Origin of the sequence: Thermocrispum municipale DSM 44069, assembly GCF_000427825.1 — a bacterium.
Taxonomy (GTDB): domain Bacteria; phylum Actinomycetota; class Actinomycetes; order Mycobacteriales; family Pseudonocardiaceae; genus Thermocrispum; species Thermocrispum municipale.
In genome coordinates, this window is sequence record NZ_ATYT01000004.1 from 180,626 (window position 1) to 201,011 (window position 20,386).

The window sequence follows — 20,386 nt, forward strand, 5'->3', positions numbered from 1 at the left end:
ATGCGAGGGTTGACATCCCAGGCAACGGAACGAAACATTGGCCGTACATTTCGGCACGGGAGGCGCGATGACGACGACCGCGGAGCAGCTGGCGGCCTGGGCGGCCGACTACCGGCCCACCGCGGCGGACCGCGACCTGGCCCGCCGGGCTCTGCAGGACACCGTGGCGGTGACGCTCGCTGCGACGGATTCGCGCATGGCGTCGCTCACCGTCGGCCTGCCTGCGGCCGCGCGCTGGTCCACCGTCGGGCATGTGCTGGATTTCGACGATCTGCACCTGCCGTCCACGGCGCATATCAGCGTGGTCTGCGTCCCCGCTGCCCTGGCGGTCGGCGGCGACGAGCGTGCGTACCTGGCCGGGGCCGGGGTCATGGCTCGGCTGGGCACCCGCCTCGGCTGGCAGCACTACGCCAGCGGCTGGCACGTCACCTGCACGGCTGGCGCTCCGGCAGCCGCGGCCGGGGCCGCCGTCGCATTGGGGCTGTCGAAGGAGCAGATTGCGCACGCCATTGCCCTGGCAGTGCCGCAAGCGGGCGGCGTCCAGGCCGCGTTCGGGTCCGACGGCAAGGCACTGCAGGTCGGACTGGCGACCGACGCGGGAGTGCGGGCCGCAAGGCTGGCTGCTGCCGGCGCGCAAGCCGATCCGGCCGCGCTCGACCAGTGGTTGCAGCTGGTCGGCGCCGACGGTGAACTCGACCTGTCCGGGCCCGCCGTGCCGGACGGGCTGGCGATCAAGATCTTCCCCTGCTGCTACGCGCTGCAGCGCCCGATCGCGGCCCTGCGCGAGCGAGTCACCGACGTCAAACCCGAAGACGTCATCAGGATCGTCGTCCGCACGCCCGCAGTCGCCGTGCAGCCGCTGCATCACCACAGCCCGAAGACCGGCCTGCAGGGGAAGTTCTCCATGGAGTACGCCGTGGCCACCGCGCTGCTCGACCCCTTCCCCGGCTTCGCCGCATTCACCGACGAGGCCGTGCAGCGCCCCGAAGCACAGCGGCTGATCAAAGCCACCGAGGTGATCACCGAACCGGGCGGTGCAGGCCTGCTGCACGGGTCGGTGGATATCGTGCTCGAACTCGGTGACGGCACTCGACGACACGCTTCGCTCGAGCTGCCGCCAGGCGCTCCGCAGCGGCCCCCGTCGGACGACGAGTTCGCGGAGAAACTCGCCGCGTGCGGAGCGTCCGAGGTGTCCACAGTGGACTGGAAGCGGGCAGCCGAGCTGCTGTCCGCCGAACTGCCAGGGAGCACGTCATGACATTGCCGCTCGAGGGCATCACGGTGGTGAGCGTGGAGCAGGCCGTGGCCGCGCCGTACGCCACTCGTCAACTCGCCGACCTCGGCGCTCGCGTGATCAAGGTGGAACGCCCGGACGGCGGGGACTTCGCCCGCCGCTACGACCAGGCGGCGCGCGGCCAGTCCAGCTACTTCGTCTGGCTCAACCGCTCCAAGGAGTCGATCACGCTGGACGTCAAACAACCCGAGGGCGCGGAGGTCCTCGACGACCTGATCGCCCGGGCCGACGTCGTGGTGCACAACCTCGGGCCGGGGGCGGCCGACAGGCTGGGCATCACCGCGGAACGGCTCAGGGCCAAGCACCCCGAGCTGGTGCACTGCACGATCTCCGGGTACGGGACCACCGGCCCGTGGGCCGACCGCAAGGCCTACGACCTGCTGGTGCAGTGCGAAACGGGGCTGGTGTCGCTCACCGGCACGGACGAGGACATGGTCAAGGTCGGCATCTCGGTCGCCGACATCGCGGCAGGCATGTACGCCTACTCCGGCATACTTGCCGCCCTGCTCCGCCGCGCCACCACCGGCGAAGGCTCGACACTCGAGGTCTCGTTGTTCGAAGCGCTCGCCGAATGGATGGGACAGCCGGCGTTCTACACCCGGTACAGCGGCTCGGCCCCGAAGCGCGTCGGTGCCCAGCACGCCACCATCGCCCCGTACGGGCCGTACACGACACGGGACGAGGATGTCGTCGTCCTGGCGGTACAGAACGAGCGCGAATGGGTGTCGCTGTGCCGCATCCTGCTGGAAGATCCCGACATCGCGCGCGATCCCCGGTTCGCCACCAACTCGGCGCGCGTGGCACACCGCGACGAGCTCAACGCCGTCATCCAGCGGAAGTTCGACAAGCTCGACACCGACACGGTGATCCAGCGGCTGAGCGAGGCCCGCGTGGCCAACGGCCGGGTCAACACGGTGCAGGACTTCCTCGAGCATCCGGTGCTGGCCGCGCGCGACCGCTGGCGCAGCGTGCCGAGCCCGGGCGGCGACCTGGCCGTGCTGCGCCCGCCGGTGGACATCGACGGGCTGGAGCCCGCGCTCGGCCCGGTTCCCGCGGTGGGCGAGCACACCGAGGCCATCCTGCGTGAACTCGGCCGCACCGACGAGGACATCGACGCGCTGCGCGCCGCCGACACCGTGTGAGAGGACACCCATGCTGAGCCAGGAAGAGCAAGCCATCGTCGACACCGTGCGCGACTGGGTCGACCGCGAGGTCAAGCCGGTGGTGCGCGAGCTGGAGCACACCAACACCTATCCGGCCGAGCTGATCGACCAGATGAAGCAGATGGGCATCTTCGGCCTGATGGTGCCCGAGCCCTACGGTGAGGTCGCGGTGTCCACGCCGTGCTACGTGGCGGTGACCGAACAGCTGGCGCGCGGCTGGATGAGCCTGGCCGGTGCGATGGGCGGGCACAGCGTGGTGGCGAAACTGATCGCCCGCTACGGCACCGAAGAACAGAAACAGCGCTACCTGCCCAGGATGGCCACCGGCGAGCTGCGCGCCACGATGGCGTTGACCGAGCCGGGCGGCGGTTCGGACCTGCAGGCGATGAAGACCGTGGCCCGCAAGGACGGCGACCACTACGTGATCAACGGCGCCAAGACGTGGATCACCAACTCGCGCCGCTCCGGTCTGATCGCCTTGCTGTGCAAGACCGACCCGAATGCCGAACCGCGCTATCGCGGCATCAGCATCCTGCTGGTCGAGCACGGACCGGGGCTGACGGTGTCCCGTGACCTGCCCAAGCTGGGCTACAAGGGCGTGGAGAGCTGCGAGCTGCACTTCGACGACTACCGGACACCGTTGGACTCGGTGCTCGGCGGTGTGGAAGGCAAGGGCTTCAGCCAGATGATGAACGGCCTGGAAGCGGGCCGCATCCAGGTGGCTTCGCGCGCGCTGGGCGTGGCTCGCGCGGCGTTGGACGACGCGATGCGCTACGCGCAGGAGCGGGAGACGTTCGGCAAGCCGATCTGGAAGCACCAGACGATCGGCAACTACCTGGCCGAGATGGCCACGAAGTACACCGCGGCCCGCCAGCTGGTCTTGTTCGCCGCGCAGCGGCACGACTCCGGACAGCGGTGCGACATGGAAGCAGGCATGGCCAAGCTGTTCGCGTCCGAGGTCGCGATGGAGATCGCGCTGAACGCGGTGCGCATCCACGGCGGCTACGGCTACTCGACCGAGTTCGACGTCGAGCGGTACTTCCGCGATGCGCCGCTGATGATCGTCGGTGAGGGCACGAACGAGATCCAGCGCACGGTGATCGCCGAGCAACTCATGTCGCGCGGCCTGCCATAAGGTCTGCTCATGACCGTCCGTCCTGAAGCGGCCTACGCGCGGCTGTCCCGGGAACTGCGCGAGGACATCCTGCGCGGCCGCTACTCCGGTGACACGCGGCTTCCCACCGAGGCGGAGCTCGCCGCGCAGTACCAGGTCAGCAGGCAGACCGTGCGTCGGGCCTTCCACGACCTGGTGGCGGAAGGCCTGGTGCAGCGGATCCCCGGCCGCGGCACCTACGCGACGAAACGCAGCGGCGAGTACCTGCGCCAGTTCGGCTCGGTGGAGGATCTGCTCGCGCTGTCCGAGGACACCGAGCTGGTGGTGCTCGACCCGCTGCGGCGGCTGGTCGACGTGGAGGCGGCCGGGCGGCTGCGGCTGAGCACCGACGTGGTGTACCGGACCAGCTTCCGCCGGGTGCATCAGGACGTGTCGTTCTGCCTGACCACGGTGTGGCTGCCGCCGGACATCGGCGCGCGGCTGATCGATCTGCCGCAGCTGCGGGCGTCCGGCGCGGTCAGCGACGCCACGGTCATCGGGCTGATCGACAAGCACGCCGAGCGGCCGATCGCCGAGGCGGAACAAAGCATCACCGCGGTCGCCGCGACCGAGGTCGTCGCCGGCCGGCTCGGGTGCGCGCCGGGTGACCCGCTGCTACGAGTGGACCGGACGTATCTGGACACCGACGGCGACCCGGTCGAGCTGGCCGTCAGCTACTTCCGACCCGAACACTATTCGTATCGGGTGCGCCTGCGGCGAAGTTCCACCTGACGAGCGATGACTCCGACCCACAGTTTCGATAGTGTTCGATGTTGGGATGTGGAAAAGTCACAGCTGGGGGAATGAATGCTGAAGAAGCTTGCCCAAGTCACGCTGGCCACCGTACTGATGTCGGTTTTCGCGGCACCGAATTCGGCAATCGCGTTACCGCTCGGCGAGTTCGTGCCGGTCCGGCCGAGCCCGGACGACGTCTATATCGACCAGCGGGGAAATGTCATTCCGGTCGATGAATTCGGTATCCCGATGGACAACCCGAACCCCGACGCCGCCGAACAGGAGCGAGCGTTGCCGCCGTGCACGCCGGTCAGCGGCGTGGACAACCCGCATCGGTCGAGCACCGGGGTGGCCGCGTCCGGGCACGGATGGTGGGACAAGGGCGACTGCTCGAGCAACCGGGCCGTGGTCTACAACTGCCTGTACATGCAGCACGACGACGGCTACTGGTACCAGAAGGCGTGCTCGCAGTCCAAGGAGTTGAAGCCGGGAGGCGGCAGCTCCCATCGGACGGTGGCTCGCCGCGACTGCGCAGGCACGGCGGTCAGGCAGTGGCGCAATCACGTCGACGTGGACGTCGTCGGCGAATGGGACACGGCGGAGAAACCGATGCGGCAGGCCGCGGTCGCCTGCGTGGCGTAGCCTTTTCCCGTGACTTCGCCACGAATGCCCCGGCGCTATCGCGACGACGAGCATGCGCCGGGGCTCGCCGCGCTTTCCCCTGCTCCGATGTTCGCTGCGTTTTACGGCGAATTCACCAGCACGCCGGAAATTCCGCACGAGCAGGACCATTTTTCCCTTTTCGTCGCCTACTCGGATGCGATGGGTTGGTTGACGGACGACAACCACTCCGGTTTGTGGGGAATGAATGACGCCGGCGGCAATTCTTACGGTGACGGTCCGCGTGCGTGGTTCCAGGTGGAAGTCGATCCCGTGCCCGCAGGCCGGCCGCTGCCGGTGCTGCCGTTCCTGCAGGCCGCTGTGGCCGTGAACGAGCGGCTGGGCATCGGTCCCGCCGAGAAGGTGCTGATGCTGCTTCCGGTGCATCGGCTCGGCCCGCGGTCGCCCCATGCGGTCGCGACCATGCGCACGGCCGGCTGGTTCGCGCCACTGGCGCCCGAAGCACGGGTGTCCGCCGAGGTGCAGCTCGCGCTCGGCCAGGGCGGTTCCCGCGAAGCCCTCAGGCGCACAGCCGCGGATTTCGTCCGGTTGGAACAGTCCGTCGTGACCTCGCTCCGGGTCACCGGGTCGGCGGCGGCGCCGGTCACCCCGTTCGACGACTCGTTCTGGGGCGGGCCGGCGGGCGCGACGCTTACGGTGCACGGGTCGCTGGCGGCGTGGACGCCGGATGCGGTGGGCTGGGTGGCACAAGCTCTCGCGGAGTGCGCCTCCGCCCACGGTGTCTCGGACCTCCTCGTCACGGTCACTCGCCACGAGCACGAACGCGCCTGAAAGCACCTATGCTCGGCCGCTCGGTCGTCCGTCCGAGCCTGCCCGGAGGTGCGCCATGCCCCACCACGACACCAGCGTGCGACCGTTCACCGCTCGCGCCGCCGATGCCGACCTCGACGATCTACGCAACCGCCTGGCCGCCGCGCGCTTTCCCGAGGTGGAGACGGTCTACCGCGCCGCACCGGACAGGCGCCGCTGGGATCAAGGCGTACCGCTGGCCGACCTCGTCGATGTCGTCGACTACTGGCATTCCGGCTACGACTGGCGGGCTTTCGAGGCGCGCCTGAACGACATCGGACAGTTCAGCACCACGATCGACGGCCTGCAGATTCATTTCCTGCATCGACGCTCCCCGCGGCCGGACGCCGCGCCGCTCCTGCTGACGCACGGCTGGCCGGGCAGCATCGCCGAATTCGTCCATCTCGTCGACGAACTGGCGGAACCGACCGCGGCGGGAGCACCGGCGTTCCATGTCGTGGTGCCGCCCCTGGCCGGATTCGGTTTCAGTGGCAAGCCGTCCACCACCGGCTGGGGCGTCGCCACGATCGCCGGGGCGTGGGTCGAGCTGATGAACAGGTTGAGCTACGACGAATTCCTGGCGCACGGCGGTGACTGGGGCGGCGTGGTCACCACGGTCCTCGGCGGCCTGTTCCCCGAACGCGTCATCGGGATCCACTCGACGTTGGCGCAGGCACCGACCGGGCTGAGCACCGACGGCTTGACCGACCAGGAGCGGGCCTGGGCCGACGGCACTCGTGACTTCTGGCGCGATCGCGCCGCGTACGCGAAACAGCAGTCCACCCGGCCGCAGACCATCGGCTACTCACTCGTGGACTCCCCGGTCGGCTTGCTCGCCTGGATCTTCGACAAGTTCGCCGAGTGGACCGACACCGAGGACACCCCGTTCGAGCGGATCTCCGTCGACCGGATCCTCGACGACGTCACGTTGTACTGGCTGACCCGCAGCGGCGCGTCCGCCGCGCGGATCTACTACGAGAGCCACGGCGGGGTGAACACGGTCGATCCGCGGCTCACCGTCGACGTTCCCGCGGCGATCACCATCTACCCGCGTGACATCGAGAAGTGCCCGCGTCCGTGGGCCGAGCAGCGATATCGGCAGATCGTGCGCTGGGCGACGCCCGAAGCCGGCGGGCATTTCCCTTCGCTGGAGGTCCCCGACCTCTTCGTCGGCGACCTACGGCAGGGCCTGGCTACCGTGCTGCAGCATCGACGGTGACCTCCAGGCCGATCGAGGCAACCTCGATCAGGCCGGCGAAGCCCGCGGACGCCGCCTGGAGGGCGGCCATAACGTCGGTTTCCGGCATCACATGCGCCAACACCAGCCGACGCACGCCCGCCTCGGTCGCCAACCGCCCCGCTTCGCGCGCGGTGAACAACGTGCCGCGTTCGTCCTCCGGGACTTCGTCGACGTAGCTGGAGTCCGCGATCAGCACGTCCGCGTCCTGAGCGAGCTCCTTCAGGTGCGGACTCGGGCCGGTGTCGCCGGTGAACGCCAGCACCACCCCGTCGGCCTCCAACCGCACGCCCGCGTTCGGCTTCGAATGCGGCAACAGCCATGTCCTGGCTTCGAACGGTCCGATGGTCAGCGAGTCGCCGGGCTCGAAGTCGTGCCGGTGGTACGCCGCGTCCAGCATGCCCGGACGGTCCAGCGCGAGCACCACATCCAGCGCCCCGTGCGGCGCGTACAGCGGGAGTGCCGGTGGCGGGTCGTCCCGCAGCGCGCGGGCCCGCAGCAACGGGTTCAGGTCCGCGCAGTGATCCGGATGCCCGTGCGTGACGTACACGGCGTCCACCTGCTCGGGCCGGACCCACCGCAGCAGCTGCGGCGCTGTGGCGTAGCCGGGATCGAGCAGCAGACGGAACCCCGCGTGCTCGACCAGATATCCGCTGCACGCTTGCCCCGCATCGGGCCAAGCGCCCGTTCCACCCAGCACCTTCAGTCGCACGACAAGGAGGGTAATGACGGGCAGACTTGCAGGTCACGCACTTTTCTCGGACCCTACCCATCGGTAATGTGGCGGCACGTTCTCGTCAGCACCGGGGTCGGGGGGGCCATGACCGAGGAATCCACCAACGACGAAGGGCTGCTGCACCGCGCGTCGATGCGGCAAGCCGAGGCTGTGGACAAAGCCACCGACAAACGCCGACGCCGCCGGGCCGTCGCCGGCCTGATCTCGACGTTTGTCGGGGCACTGGCTGTCGAGTACCTGCGCAACGCCGCACTGTTCGCCGCCTTGCTGGCCTCGGCCATCGCCATCGGCACCGGCCTGACGACGTCGCGTCCCGGGTGGCCCGCCGCGCTCATCGCCGCAGGGGTCGTCGGCATCGTCGTCCTGCTGGTTGCCCTGGTGCGGCGGTGGCGCCCGGGAGCCCAGTGGCTCGTGCGACTCGCCGTGATCGCCACGCAGGTGGTTCTGCTTGTCGCGGAGAGCTGACTACCGGCTCGGGTCCAGGATGACCTTGCAAACCCCGGCTGCCCGTTCGGACACCATGCGATAAGCCTCGACCCCCTGCGACAGCGGCAGCCGGTGCGACACCACCGCCTCGGGCTTCAACCGTCCTGCCGCGGTCAGATTCACCAGCGTGGGCAGTTCGCGTTGCACCGAGCACAGCCCGATGGCGAATTCCAGTTCCTTCAGCTGCATGGCCTGCATGTGCAGCGGAAACGCCTTGTTGTGGCTGACTCCGACCACGCTCACCCGGCCGCCCTGCCGGACCGCGCTGATGGCGAGCGCGATCGTGGTGTCACTCCCGACGGCTTCGATGGCGACATCCGTACCGCCTGCGGTCGCCGTCCGGATGTCGGCCTTGGCGCTGTCCGCCTCGACCGGCTCGGCGCCCAGTTCCGCTGCGCGCTGGAGCCGGGCAGGAACCCGGTCGACCCCCACCACGCGCGCCGCGCCCATGACGAACGCGGCCTGCACGGCCATCAGCCCCACCGGACCGAGACCGATGACCGCCACGGTGTCCCCCGGCGCGATCCGGGCCCGCCGGGCGCCGTACCACGCGGTGGGCGCGTTGTCGGTCAGCAGCACCGCGGCCTCGTCGGAGATCTGCGGCGGCACCGGGACCAGGTTCGTCTCGGCGTGCGGCACCGCCACCATCTCCGCCTGGCTGCCCGGCAGCGCGTGGCTCAGGCCGTAACACGAGATCGTCTCGCCGAAGCTCAAGTTCGAGCAGCGCAGCACGTCACCGCTGCGGCACGCCGCGCACGTCGAGCATCCGACCGAGCCCGGCACCAACACGCGATCACCCGGACCGAAGCTGGTGACCGCACCACCGACCTCGACCACCTCGCCGACGGCCTCATGGCCGAGGCAGTAACCGGTGTCGGAACTGAAGCCGTGACCGTGGTAGATGTGCAGGTCACTGCCGCAGATGCCGGCGGCGGCGACGCGCACGACCGCGCCGTGCTCGCCGGGCACGACCGGATCGGCGACCGTGGTGACCGAGACGTGCCGCGGACCCGCGTAAACCAGCCCCCTCACGGCACGCCTCCGTCCAGCCGCAGCGTCGCCCCGGTGCAGAACGACGACGCCTCGGTGGCGAAGAACAGCGCGGCTCCGACGATTTCCTCCGGTCTGCCACACCGCCCCAGCGCGAGCATCCGATTGAACTTCTCCTCCGTTCCCGGCGCCCACGCCGCGGAGATGTCGGTCAGGAACGGGCCGGCCTGAATGGTGTTGACCCGCACCGACGGCCCGAACGCTTTCGCCAGGCCTTCGGTCATCGTCACCAGCCCGGCCTTCGCCATGGCGTACGGCAGCGCCTCGGGATCCGGTCTGATGGCTTCGATCGAGCCGATGTTGATGATCGCGCCGCCGTCGCCTGCGGCCATCCGGGTTCCGATCGCGGCCGCCAGCCGGAACGGTCCTTTCAGGTTCACCGCGATGACCTTGTCGAACAGGCCCTCGCTGACCTCGGCGAGACTCGGATACAGCGGCGAGAGGCCCGCGTTGTTGACCAGGACGTCGACGCGTCCGAACTCGCGGTAAGCGGTCTCGACGAGGTCGTCGCATTGGTCCCAGTGCGAGACGTTGCAGGCGACGGGCAGCGCGCGCACACCGTGTTCGCGGTGGACTGCTTCGGCGACCTCGGCACAGCCGTCGTACTTGCGGCTGGCGACGATGACGTCCGCACCGTGCGCGGCAAAGGCCTCCACCATCTGCCTGCCCATGCCGCGGCTTCCACCGGTGACCAACGCGACTTTGCCCTGCAGGTCCACCATCGACTCTCCTAATTCTCCCGGTGCTCGGATGTCTGCTCGCCCTGGCCGGTGAGCAGCATGCGGATGATGCGGTCACCCATTTCCTCCGGCGTGGCGGACCCGTCGGCGCGGAACCACAGCACCGAATAGTTCAGCGCGCCGAGGGCGACCTTGACGAAGAACGGATCGACCACCCGCAACTCCCCCGCTTGCTGCGCCTGCCGCACCACCTCGGTCCAGATGTCCTCCACCGCTTGCCGCATGGCCAGCATGTCCTCGCGACGCTGCCCGGTCAGCGAGTCGATCTCCCGGAGCATGACCTGCAGTTCCAGCCGCCGGTACGCCACCAGGCGCATGTGTTCGCGGCCCAGCTCGTACAGCTTTTCCACCCCGGAGATGTCGCGTTCGAGCAGCTCTCGGCCGAACTCGATCACCCGCTCCAGGTGGCCTTTGACGATGGTGAACAGCAGCTCTTCCTTCGAACCGATGTAGTGGTAGAAGGCTCCCGCACCCAGGCCGACGGCCCGCCCCAGCTCAGCCACCCCGGTGGCGTGGTACCCGCGCGCGGCGAACATCTCGGTCGCGGTGGCGACGATGGTGGACAGCACTTCTTCCCGCCGTGCGCTCACTCGCCGCCGAGCCGGCGCTTCGCCGGTGTCCTGGTTGCCCTGGTGCATCTGCTGCCCCGCCTCGGTGATCAACTGTCGGTCGGCGGGCCCATCCTTCCTCGTCGGCCGGTCGCCGGTGGTGCCCGCCACCACCGGCGACCACGTGCCTCAGGTTTCCTGCAGCACCTGCACGTCGACCCGCAGCAACGCGCCGGTCTCCGGATCGGCCTGCTCCACCAGCTGAACCTGCTCCATCGGCTGGGCCCACTGGTCGAACTCGGCCAACCGTGCCGCGGCCTGCGTCCGACGCACCCGGACGTCGCCTTCGAGCGGCCACGTGAGCCGCTCGTCGCGGATCGCCTGACGTCGCGCCGCCGTGGCTTCCTCGTCCAGCTGGCCCTCATTGTCGATCACCACGCCGTATGCCGCGTGGGCCGCGGCCGCGGAGGTGATGCCCGCGGCGACATCGGACGCGACCAACTTCGGATCCCGGTCGAGCGGATCACCGTAGGCACCACCGCCACCGGCGTGCAGGTGCACGACGTCGCCGGGCGAGCAGACCAAGCCGAACTGCTTGCCCTCGAGTGCCTGCAGATCTCCGTCGAGTTCGTCCAGGTGTCCGGGGATCTGGCCGGACGCGAGCACCTTGTCCGCGCCTGCACCGCTGACGAGATGGAACCCGCTGGTCGAGCCGGGGTATCCGCCGGCCGTGCCGCTCGGCGGAACCTGCCAGCACGCGCCGAACACGTGGGTCTGCCCGCCCGGCGTGTACCACGGTGTCCAGGCGAGATCGACGCCGTCGCCGCCCCGGTACTTGCTCGGCCCGCCGGAGTTGGTGTTGAGCTTGCGCCACAGATACAGCACCGGGAAACCGAGCTCGTTGATCTCGATGTCCGGCACGCTGTTCTGCGGCTGCGCAAGCGCGCCACCGACGTCCATGCCATCGGCCACCGCCTGGGCGCCCGCACCGCTTCCCCCACCGTGCATGTCCAAGAACGGCGCAAGCTGACCGTTCTCGTCCGGCGCGTAGAAGATGACCCCGTTCCACGAGTCCTGCCAGGGCGCCATGACGTGGTCGCGGACGAACGGGTCGTCGCTGGCCGACTGCACCTCCGCCAGCAGTCGCGTCACTACCTTGCACACCCGCAGCCCGGTCTCCATGTGCCCGGACGAGACCGGTGCAGGCATCTGCACGTCGCACACCGTGCCCGGCTTCGTGATCACGTCGATCGGCCGCAGCGTGCCCTGGTTGATCGGCAGGTCACACAGCAGTGACGCCAGCACCGGGGTCATCGCGCACCCCAGCGTCATCGGCGCGCTGACGTTGACGAACCCGTCGGTCTGCGGCGCCGACCGGGAGAAGTCGAACGTCATGTGCTCGTCGTCCACGGTCATCCGGCAGTGCACGCGGTGCAGCCCGTTGGTGTGCCCGTTGTGCTCGACGAAGTCCTCCGCCTCGTACACCCCGTTGGGCAGCGCCCGGATGCGATGGCGAACCGCCTGCTCGGCGAGGTCCTTGGCGATGGCGATGTAGCGCCGGAAGTCCTCGATGCCGTACCGGTCGAGCAGATCCCGCAACCGATCGTCACACCGGTTGCACGCGGCGATGAAGCACCGGATGTCGCTGAGCACCAGGTTGGGCACCCGGATGTTGGTCTCGATGATGCGCCAGATGTCGTCGACCAGTTCGCCCCGGTCGACGATCTTCACGCCGGGCAACCGCAGCGCCTCGCCGTACGTCTCGGTCGCCATCGGCGCGAAGCCGCCGGGCGCGACGCCACCGAAGTCGGACACGTGCGCTTCCGCCCAACACCAGGCGACCAGCTCGTCCCGATAGAACAACGGACGGACGACGCCGACGTCCACCTGGTGCGCGTTGCCCGTGGTGAACGGGTCGTTGCAGATGAACATGTCGCCCGGGTGGATGTCCTCGCGCGGCACGGTCTGCAACACATGGCGTACGGCCTGGCGGGCGGTACCGAGATACATCGTGATGTACCCGGAGTAGGAGATGATGTCGCCGTCCGCGTCGGCCATGAACGTGGAGAAGTCGACCGCTTCGGCGATCACCGGACTGCCCGAGGCCCGCATCATCACCAGGCCCATCTCGCCGGTGATGTTGTCCAGCGCCTTCGAGAAGATCTCGACAGTGACGGGATCGACGTCGGTGTCGTGGTGGGTCTGCGTGCTCACCGTGTTGCCTCCATCAGCGTCCGGTGCTCGTCGGCCTGCTCGGCCCGGTCACGGGTGTCGGTGAGGATGAAGTTGCTCCATTCGTCGACGGTGAACTGCCAGTGCGACGGCACCTGGATCGTGGTCAGCGGATGCTCGACCATCGCCGGGCCGGTCAGGGTGGATCCGGGCACCAGATCGGCCGCGTCGTAGACGTCCACGTCCTGCTGCTCCCCGGCCAGCGGCAGGTAGACCGGGCGGCGACGGCGCGGAGCGACCTCGGCCGGCTGGCCAATGCGGGCGGGAGCACGCTCGAACGTCTCCGCCCGGCCCGTGGCGACCACGCGCACCGACATCAGCACCACCGGACTGTTCACCCACGCAGTGCCCGCTCCGTACTCGGCTTCGTAACGCTGCGGGAAGCTCTCCTGCAGAGCGACCAGGTCCGCCTCGGCCAGATCGGGCTTGCGCGGGATCGGCACCCGCAGCTCCCACTGCTGGCCGGCGAACTTGAAGTCGCCCTGCCACTCGATGTCGATCCGCTCGTCCGAGTAGCCCGCCTCGCGCAGCGCCGCTACCTGCTCTTCTTCCAGCTCACGCAGGCTCTGCGCGACGTGCGAGGCGTCACCGCCGCTCCACATGGTCGACCGCGTCTGGGTGCGGACATCGTCGGTGGCGAGCAGCCCGTGTGCGGAGAAGACCGCGGCGTCGGACGGGATGACGACTTTGCGGATGCCGATGCTGCGGGCGATGTCCGCGGCGAAGATGCCGATCGCACCGCCGAAACAGAACAACGAGAACGTGCGCGGGTCGTGGCCCCGCTCGACGGTCACCGCACGTACGGCGTTGCTCATGTTCGACGTGACCATGCGGTAAACGGCGGCCGCTGCTTGCCGGGCATCCAGGCCGAGCCGCTCGCCGACCTCACGCTGCAGCGCGTCCGCCGCCGGAGCGATGTCCAGCCGCCTGCGCCCGCCGAAGAACGCCTTCGGGTCCAGCAGACCGAGCACGGCCGACGCGTCGGTCACTGTCGGCGCGGTGCCGCCCTTGCCGTAACAGATCGGTCCGGGTTCCGCCCCGGCACTGTGCGGGCCGACCTGCGGGATGCCGCGCGCGTCGAGCCACGCGATGCTCCCACCGCCCGCGCCGATCGGGAACACGTCGATCTTGGACAACGCGGTGAGGAACTGGTCGCGCAGCATGACCCGCTGGGTCACCATCGTCTTGGCGTCCTGCAGGACCGACACGTCGAACGACGTGCCGCCCATGTCGGCGGTGACGACGTCGCGGATGCCCAGGCGAGTGGCCAGTTCCCGAGCGCCGATCACGCCGCCTGCCGGGCCGGAGTCGATCAGGGTGATCGGCCGGTCCCGTGCCTCGGTGGCCGACAGCGTCCCGCCGAAACCCTGCATGAAGGCCACCGGGACGCGCAGGCCGCGCTCGGCGAGCTCGCGTTCGATCCGCTCGGTGTATTCGGCGACCCGCAACCCGGTGAACGAGTTGAGCACGGTGGTCATCGTCCGCTCGTACTCCCGGATGACCGGGTGCAACCGGGACGAGACGCTGAGGAAGAGCTTCGGGTACTCCTCGGCGGCGATGCGCGCGACGAGTTCCTCGTGCACCGGGTTGAGGAAGCTCCACAGCAGCGAGACGGCGACGGCCTCGACGCCGCGGTCGGCCAGCTCGCGCACGGCGCGGCGCGCTTCGTCCTCGGTCAGCGGGACGACCACGCGTCCTTTGCGGTCCAACCGCTCGGTGACCTCGACGACGTCGTCACGGTCGACGATCTGTGGCAGGTTCAGTTGCTTGTGGTGGTCGCGGTGGGCGTTGCGGGCCGAGCGGGCGATCAGCAGGTTGTCACCGAAGCCCTTCGTGGTGATCAACCCGACGCGCGCGCCCTTCAGCTCGGCGATGGAGTTGGTGACCACGGTCGTGCCGTTGACGAAGCGGCGGCAATTGCCGAGCAATTCTTCCACCGCCACGCCGATTTGCTCGGCGACGTTGTCCAACGCCTGCAGTAATCCGTCGGCGAGATTCAGCGGAGTCGTGTCGGCTTTGTCGGTGAAAACCTCTCCGTCACTGGTAGCCACGACGATGTCGGTGAACGTGCCACCGATGTCGCAGCCGATGTGGTACTGCGTCATTGCAAAATTCACCTTACGGTCGGTTTTCCGGTCAGTTCCGCTTCTACTGCTGGCGCAGCACGTGTCGTCGAATTTTTCCGGATTCGGTTCGCGGTAATGCGTCCACGAAATCGACGATGCGCGGATAGGCGTGCCTGCCCACGCGCTCGCGCACGGCGGCCTGGATTTCCTCGGTCAGCCGGTCCTGCGGAACGGAACCATTGGCCACCACGACGGCTCGCACCACCGAACCCCGATCGGGATCGGCCGCGGCCACCACGGCAGCATCGTCGACGCCGGGGTGGTCGAGGATGACGTTTTCCACCTCGGTCGGGCCGACGTTGTAGCCGGACGTGACGATCAGGTCGTCGTCGCGGCCGACGAACCACCAGCGACCTTCCTCGTCGCGCCGGGCCACGTCGCCGGTCAGGAACCACTCGCCACGCCAGCGCGCATCCCACTGCTGCTGCGCGTTCCAGTACCCGACGCTGGCCTGGTAGCGCGGTTTCCGCAGGGCGATGATGCCCTGTTCGTCCTGCAGGTTGCCGTCGTCGTCGACCAGCGCCACGTCGAATCCGGGCACGACCGACGACAGCGCCCCGGGAACCACCGGCTCCTTCGAGTGGGCCAGGTTCGCCAGCGACATCGCCGATTCGCTCTGGCCGTAGCCGTCCTGGATGTCCGCCACGCCGAACTGGCGCCACGCTTCCACCAGCGGCCGGTCCAACGGCTCGCCCGCACTCGTCGCACCGCGGATGTCGGGCGGCAGGCCACCGGAACGCTGCGCGACCTTGACCAATTGCCGGAACGCACTCGGCGCGGCCGCGACATACGTGACCCGTTCTTCTTCGAAGATTCTCAGCCAGTCGGCCGGCTTGAAATCCCCGGTGTAGACGACTCGCGGGCAGCCGAGCGCCATGACCCCGATCCCCGTGGTGTAAAGCCCGTAGGACCACCCGGGATTCGCACCGGAGAAAAGCATGTCCGACGGTTGCAGTGCGAACGTGTGGCGAAGAAACGGTTGGATCGTGAGCAACAGGTGGTGGGGCTGAATGCAGCCTTTCGGCGGTCCGGTCGTCCCACTGGTGTAGATCAGTGTCGCGGGTTCGTCCGCCGCCGTGTGCAGAACTGGCGTATCAGCGGGGTGCCGGTCTATTTCCGCCCAGAAACTTCGATCTCCGGCAAGCAATCCGCCACCGCGTCCCCCGACGACGGTGTAAACGTGCGGATCACCGGTGAGCAGATGCCGCGCCGACTCGAACGCATCCCGATAGCGGTGGTCGACCACGATGGCCTTCGGCTCTCCACCGTTGAGCCGCTCGGCCAGCGCGTCCGGCCCGAAGCCGACGAACAGCGGCATGTAGATCACGCCGGAACGCCAGGCGGCCAATGCGGCGATGTAGGCCTCGATGCCCTGCGGCAGCAGCGCGGCGAGCCGATCGCCCCGCCGGATACCTGCCGCGCGCATCGCGGTCGCGAAACGACTGGAAGCCGCGGCCAGATCGGCGAACGTCCAGCGCTCGCTGCTGCCGTCCGGGTGGCGGACGATCATCGCCAGGCGAGCCCGGTCGCGCGCCCATCGGTCACACGCCTCGTGCGCGGTGTTCAACCCCTCCGACACCGGGCGGTCCAGCCGAGCTTCCGCGGCCGCCCACACCTCGTCGATGGACATGTCCCGCTCCGCGAGGAGTTCGTGGACGTCGACTGGGCGCACATCGCTCATTCGGCTGCCTCCTCGACACCGCCGTGCCGCCGTCCCGGGCGACGTTGCCTGTACTGAGTGCCCACTACAGTGCGGGACGTCATTTCGGCCGTCAATACGCCGAACGAGACGAGGCAGTCGCGCTTGTAAAACCGCACAAACGCCGGCGAGCAATCGATTCGACCGCCAATTCTCAGCCGCAGCACTCGCTGTCTTCGCTGGTCACAGGCACAAAATTCGCGTCGCCGCGACCGAGGCTGACGGCCCGGCCGCGACGACGCGATGGCGTTTCGCCAGCGGTGTGCCAGTGGCTGTCGGGCGAATATTGCCGCGCTATTTGTCCTTACCCAACAACTTGCCGGCGATTTCGCGCATTTCGACCTTGCGCACCTTTCCGGTCACGGTCATCGGGAACTCGTCCACGATGTGCACGTAGCGCGGGATCTTGTAGTGGGCGAGCTTGCCCTGGCAGAACTCGCGCAGCTTCTCCGCGGTGAGCTCCTCGGCGCCCTCGCGCAGGATCACCCATGCCATGAGTTCCTCGCCGTACTTCTCGTCCGGCACGCCGATGACCTGCACGTCCTGGATGTCCGGGTGGGTGTAGAGGAACTCCTCGATCTCCCTCGGGTAGATGTTCTCGCCGCCGCGGATGACCATGTCCTTGATCCGGCCGGTGATCTGCACGTAGCCGTCCTCGTCCATCACCGCGAGGTCGCCGGTGTGCATCCAGCGCGCGGTGTCGATGGCCTCGGCGGTCTTGTCCGGCTGTTCCCAGTAGCCCAGCATCACCGAGTAGCCACGGGTGCACAGCTCGCCCGGCTCGCCGCGCGGAACGGTCAGCCCGGTCTCCGGGTCGATGATCTTCACCTCGAGGTGCGGGTGTACCCGGCCGACCGTGGAGACGCGGCGGTCCAGCGAGTCGTCGGCGCGCGTCTGGGTGGACACCGGCGAGGTCTCGGTCATGCCATAGCAGATGGTCACTTCCGTCATGCCCATCCGCTCGATGACCTGCTTCATCACCTCCACCGGGCACGGCGACCCCGCCATGATGCCGGTGCGCAAGCTGGACAGGTCGTGGTCTTCGAACGTCGGGTCGGCCAGCTCCGCGATGAACATGGTCGGCACGCCGTACAGCGACGTGCACTTCTCGTCGGCCACCGCCTTGAGCGTCGCGGTCGGGTCGAAACCGGGCGCGGGGATGACCATGCAGGCGCCGTGGCTGGTGGCCGCCAGGTTGCCCATGACCATGCCGAAGCAGTGGTAGAAGGGCACCGGGATGCAGATGCGGTCCTCCTCGGTGTACGAGCACAGCTCGCCGACGAAGAACCCGTTGTTGAGGATGTTGTGGTGGCTGAGCGTGGCACCCTTCGGGAACCCGGTGGTGCCCGATGTGTACTGGATGTTGATCGGGTCGTCGGCGGTGAGCTCGATGTCGTCCAGCGTCGCCGGGTCGCCCTTCTTGCCCGCGGCGAGCACGTCGTCCCAGCTCGGGCCGTCGAACAAGATGACGTCGGTCAGTTTCGGGCAGTCCGGCCGCGCCTCGTCGATCATGGCGGCGTAGTCGGAGGTCTTGAACGACGGCGCCGCGATCAACATGCGGATGCCTGCCTGGTTGAGCACGTAGGTGAGCTCGTGCGTGCGGTAGGCCGGGTTGATGTTGACCAGGATCGCGCCGAGCTTGGCGGTCGCGTACTGCACCAGCGTCCACTCCGCGCGGTTCGGCGACCAGATGCCCACGCGGTCGCCTTTACCGATGCCGCGGGCGGCCAGCCCGAGCGCAACGGTGTTGACGTCGTCAACGAACTCGCGGTACGTCCAGCGCCGCCCGGACGCGCAGTCGACCAGCGCCTCACGATCGGGGAAAGCGGCGACCGTGCGATCCAGATTCGCGCCGATGGTGTCCCCGAGCAGGGGGACGTCGGAGGTTCCGGAGCTGTAGCTGAGCTGGGCAGGGACCGGCATTGACTTCCTCCTCACGCGTCGCTGCGAGATACCCGAGTTTGGCACGAACGGGGCCGGATTGCGCTCCCCTGATTTGCCGGATTCGCTGCGGGCGCCATGACAGCCGATGAGGTGGGTGCACGGTCGCACGAACCGGTGCACAACCGGAGACCCCGCCACACCGTCGCCCTCGCGCCGGGAAGATGTGGGAGGATGCCGCCTGGTCGGCTGGGGAGATCGAGAACGAGGGGGAGCATGCGACGCTCTGTGCTGGCGTTGGTAGCCGGTTGCCTGATCGTGTCCGGGTGCAGTTCAACCGTCGACGGCAGAGCCGTGCCACCTGGTGCCGCACCGGTGCCGAGCAGCGGCGCTCCCGGGCCCGCGGGCGCCCCAGGTCCCGCGCCCGCGCCCACGAATCAGCCGCAAGACCGTGAGCACGAAGCGATCCTGGCCGCGCTGCGGCAGATCGACCCGTGCGCACTGGTCGACAAGAAGCAGCTGCGTAAGTACGACATCTACCCCGACGGCCCGCATGCCTGTGTCGCGGTGAACGAGGACGAGTACGTCGCGACGAAAGCCGCAGGGGTCAAGGTGGGCGTCTCGTTCCCTGCGGATGCACGCCTCGACCAGAAGCCGCTGACCGTCGCCGGAGCGAAAGCCTACGAAGCCCGCGACGACGACGCCTGCACGGTGACCATCCCGGTGAGCTTCACGCTCGGCATCGAGCTGCAGCGCGCCAAGTCCGGCACCGTCGCCGCGACCTGCAAGTCGGTGCGCAGCTGGGCCAAGTACGCCGTGGGCAAACTGCGCAAGCCGTACTCGGTCAAGCAGTCCGCCGCCTGGCCCCTGGCGGCGTGGGACGGGTGCACGCTGGTCAAACAGAGCCTGAGCGAACCCGACAAGTACACCTACCTGCCAGATGGCGACGACGACCCGTTGAGCGGCTGCAAGGCTGAGCCCGCCGAGGGTGCCGGCGTCGAGCCGATCGACTTCGAGGCGCGCTACGAGTTCGACCACGAGCTCGACTCCACTGCGCAGACGCGCGAGATCGCGGGCAAGAAGGTCGCCACCGACGACCGGTCTGACACCTGTGAGCGCGAGTGGGTGCAGCGGCTCGGGCGCGGCGACATCGGCGACACCGTCATCACCCTCGAGGCGCCCTGCACACTGGCGGACGGGCTGACCGAGAAGATCATCCAGCTGGCCGCGAAGAAGCCGGAGAATCCGGCGAAGCCGGCCACCAAGCTGCTGTACGGGCCGAACGATCCGGACAGCCCGACGACGGGGGCGTGCCGGAACTTCAGCCGCGGCGACAAGGACTGCGAGGAGTACCAGGAGGTCGCGCCACCGAAGGGCTACGAGGCCATCGCCGCCCAGGTTCAGCAGAACCCGCACGTGATCTGCGCGGTGTTCCTCGACGGGGTCAAGGCGAAGGTGTCGGCGAAGCTCGAGCCGGTCGTCGACCGCGAAAGAAATCAGTGCATCTTCGTCGAGCCGGACAAGAAGATCGAGGTCGTCACCGAGGTCGTGCCCACCTTCATGAAGGCACGCGACGTGGCGAAGGTGCCGCTGAGCTCGTCCCAGGCACAGGAAACGCAGCTGGCCGGCAAGCCCGCGGCCACCTTCTACAGCGACGACAAGGACGTTTACGGCGTGGTGGTCTCGCACGCCGGCAGCCTCGACGACCGTGGCGGGCTGCGTATCGAGGTACAGATGCAGGCCCCTGGACTCGACAAGCCGAAGGTCTCCTCCGACCTGCCCGACAAGATCAACCAGGCGATGACGGAAACCGTCACGAAGTGGCTGAACTGACGT

General features: G+C 68.5%; 17 protein-coding genes. 9 read left to right on the top strand and 8 right to left on the bottom strand.

Translation table 11 applies throughout. From position 1 onward, the window contains the following. The first annotated feature begins 67 nt into the window (after positions 1–67). The 7 genes from YWM_RS0104260 (at position 68) to YWM_RS0104290 (ending at position 7,034) form a co-directional block, all read left to right on the top strand. A complete protein-coding gene (locus YWM_RS0104260; protein ID WP_028849667.1) occupies positions 68–1,258 on the top strand; it encodes an MmgE/PrpD family protein in 1,191 nt (396 codons plus the stop codon). Beyond that, complete coding sequence (locus tag YWM_RS0104265; RefSeq protein WP_028849668.1) at positions 1,255–2,436, top strand: CaiB/BaiF CoA transferase family protein; 1,182 nt, start codon at positions 1,255–1,257, stop codon at positions 2,434–2,436. Before YWM_RS0104260 ends, YWM_RS0104265 begins: the two co-directional genes overlap by 4 nt. A gap of 10 nt (positions 2,437–2,446) precedes the next feature. Then, positions 2,447–3,592: an acyl-CoA dehydrogenase family protein gene (locus tag YWM_RS0104270; RefSeq protein WP_028849669.1), complete on the top strand. Its 1,146-nt coding sequence runs from the start codon at positions 2,447–2,449 to the stop codon at positions 3,590–3,592. A gap of 9 nt (positions 3,593–3,601) precedes the next feature. Beyond that, on the top strand, positions 3,602–4,342 hold the full coding sequence (locus YWM_RS0104275; RefSeq protein WP_028849670.1) for a GntR family transcriptional regulator: 741 nt from the start codon (positions 3,602–3,604) through the stop codon (positions 4,340–4,342). Positions 4,343–4,417: 75 nt separating this feature from the next. Beyond that, the gene (locus tag YWM_RS26565; RefSeq protein ID WP_211232427.1) at positions 4,418–4,987 is read left to right on the top strand and encodes a hypothetical protein; all 570 of its coding nucleotides are present in this window, start codon (positions 4,418–4,420) and stop codon (positions 4,985–4,987) included. 9 nt (positions 4,988–4,996) lie between these two features. Beyond that, entirely contained in the window at positions 4,997–5,797 is an 801-nt protein-coding gene (locus YWM_RS0104285; protein ID WP_156914635.1) for a hypothetical protein, read from the top strand. A 55-nt stretch (positions 5,798–5,852) separates the two neighbouring features. Beyond that, the gene (locus YWM_RS0104290) at positions 5,853–7,034 is read left to right on the top strand and encodes an epoxide hydrolase family protein (protein ID WP_028849673.1); all 1,182 of its coding nucleotides are present in this window, start codon (positions 5,853–5,855) and stop codon (positions 7,032–7,034) included. Here YWM_RS0104290 and YWM_RS0104295 read toward each other — a convergent pair. After that, a complete protein-coding gene (locus YWM_RS0104295) occupies positions 7,009–7,764 on the bottom strand; it encodes an MBL fold metallo-hydrolase (RefSeq protein WP_028849674.1) in 756 nt (251 codons plus the stop codon). The genes YWM_RS0104290 and YWM_RS0104295 overlap by 26 nt on opposite strands. Before the next feature lie 108 nt (positions 7,765–7,872). Here YWM_RS0104295 and YWM_RS0104300 point away from each other — a divergent pair, with 108 nt between their 5' ends. After that, positions 7,873–8,253, top strand: a complete 381-nt coding sequence (locus YWM_RS0104300) for a hypothetical protein (protein WP_028849675.1) — start codon at positions 7,873–7,875, stop codon at positions 8,251–8,253. On the opposite strand, the gene YWM_RS0104305 is transcribed toward YWM_RS0104300, so the two are convergent. The 7 genes from YWM_RS0104305 to YWM_RS0104335 all read right to left on the bottom strand — a co-directional run bounded on the left by YWM_RS0104305 (position 8,254) and on the right by YWM_RS0104335 (position 18,592). Then, positions 8,254–9,306, bottom strand: a complete 1,053-nt coding sequence (locus YWM_RS0104305; protein WP_028849676.1) for a zinc-binding dehydrogenase — start codon at positions 9,304–9,306, stop codon at positions 8,254–8,256. It abuts the gene before it with no gap. Next, positions 9,303–10,046 (bottom strand): SDR family NAD(P)-dependent oxidoreductase, encoded by a 744-nt coding sequence (locus tag YWM_RS0104310; protein WP_043659612.1) that lies wholly within the window; start codon positions 10,044–10,046, stop codon positions 9,303–9,305. The genes YWM_RS0104305 and YWM_RS0104310 overlap by 4 nt, the downstream gene beginning before the upstream one ends. An 8-nt stretch (positions 10,047–10,054) precedes the next feature. After that, complete coding sequence (locus YWM_RS22165; protein WP_156914636.1) at positions 10,055–10,783, bottom strand: TetR/AcrR family transcriptional regulator; 729 nt, start codon at positions 10,781–10,783, stop codon at positions 10,055–10,057. Positions 10,784–10,801: 18 nt separating this feature from the next. Further along, complete coding sequence (locus tag YWM_RS22170) at positions 10,802–12,826, bottom strand: hydantoinase B/oxoprolinase family protein (protein ID WP_052344543.1); 2,025 nt, start codon at positions 12,824–12,826, stop codon at positions 10,802–10,804. After that, the gene (locus tag YWM_RS22175) at positions 12,823–14,949 is read right to left on the bottom strand and encodes a hydantoinase/oxoprolinase family protein (protein WP_052344544.1); all 2,127 of its coding nucleotides are present in this window, start codon (positions 14,947–14,949) and stop codon (positions 12,823–12,825) included. Before YWM_RS22175 ends, YWM_RS22170 begins: the two co-directional genes overlap by 4 nt. Before the next feature lie 43 nt (positions 14,950–14,992). After that, complete coding sequence (locus tag YWM_RS0104330; RefSeq protein ID WP_052344545.1) at positions 14,993–16,651, bottom strand: acetate--CoA ligase; 1,659 nt, start codon at positions 16,649–16,651, stop codon at positions 14,993–14,995. 312 nt (positions 16,652–16,963) lie between these two features. Next, positions 16,964–18,592: an AMP-binding protein gene (locus YWM_RS0104335; RefSeq protein WP_028849679.1), complete on the bottom strand. Its 1,629-nt coding sequence runs from the start codon at positions 18,590–18,592 to the stop codon at positions 16,964–16,966. Between the two features lie 234 nt (positions 18,593–18,826). Between YWM_RS0104335 and YWM_RS0104340 the strand changes: the two genes are divergently transcribed. Beyond that, positions 18,827–20,383, top strand: a complete 1,557-nt coding sequence (locus YWM_RS0104340) for a hypothetical protein (protein ID WP_169720958.1) — start codon at positions 18,827–18,829, stop codon at positions 20,381–20,383. The last annotated feature ends 3 nt before the right edge of the window (positions 20,384–20,386 follow it).

Bases quoted from the DNA above. Each gene is read 5' to 3' on its own strand.
- YWM_RS0104260 (WP_028849667.1), top strand. From the start codon at position 68: ATGACGACGACCGCGGAGCAGCTGGCGGCCTGGGCGGCCGACTACCGG.
- YWM_RS0104265 (WP_028849668.1), top strand. From the start codon at position 1,255: ATGACATTGCCGCTCGAGGGCATCACGGTGGTGAGCGTGGAGCAGGCC.
- YWM_RS0104270 (WP_028849669.1), top strand. From the start codon at position 2,447: ATGCTGAGCCAGGAAGAGCAAGCCATCGTCGACACCGTGCGCGACTGG.
- YWM_RS0104275 (WP_028849670.1), top strand. From the start codon at position 3,602: ATGACCGTCCGTCCTGAAGCGGCCTACGCGCGGCTGTCCCGGGAACTG.
- YWM_RS26565 (WP_211232427.1), top strand. From the start codon at position 4,418: ATGCTGAAGAAGCTTGCCCAAGTCACGCTGGCCACCGTACTGATGTCG.
- YWM_RS0104290 (WP_028849673.1), top strand. From the start codon at position 5,853: ATGCCCCACCACGACACCAGCGTGCGACCGTTCACCGCTCGCGCCGCC.
- YWM_RS0104300 (WP_028849675.1), top strand. From the start codon at position 7,873: ATGACCGAGGAATCCACCAACGACGAAGGGCTGCTGCACCGCGCGTCG.
- YWM_RS0104310 (WP_043659612.1), bottom strand. From the start codon at position 10,046: ATGGTGGACCTGCAGGGCAAAGTCGCGTTGGTCACCGGTGGAAGCCGC.
- YWM_RS22175 (WP_052344544.1), bottom strand. From the start codon at position 14,949: ATGACGCAGTACCACATCGGCTGCGACATCGGTGGCACGTTCACCGAC.
- YWM_RS0104330 (WP_052344545.1), bottom strand. From the start codon at position 16,651: ATGAGCGATGTGCGCCCAGTCGACGTCCACGAACTCCTCGCGGAGCGG.
- YWM_RS0104335 (WP_028849679.1), bottom strand. From the start codon at position 18,592: ATGCCGGTCCCTGCCCAGCTCAGCTACAGCTCCGGAACCTCCGACGTC.
- YWM_RS0104340 (WP_169720958.1), top strand. From the start codon at position 18,827: ATGCGACGCTCTGTGCTGGCGTTGGTAGCCGGTTGCCTGATCGTGTCC.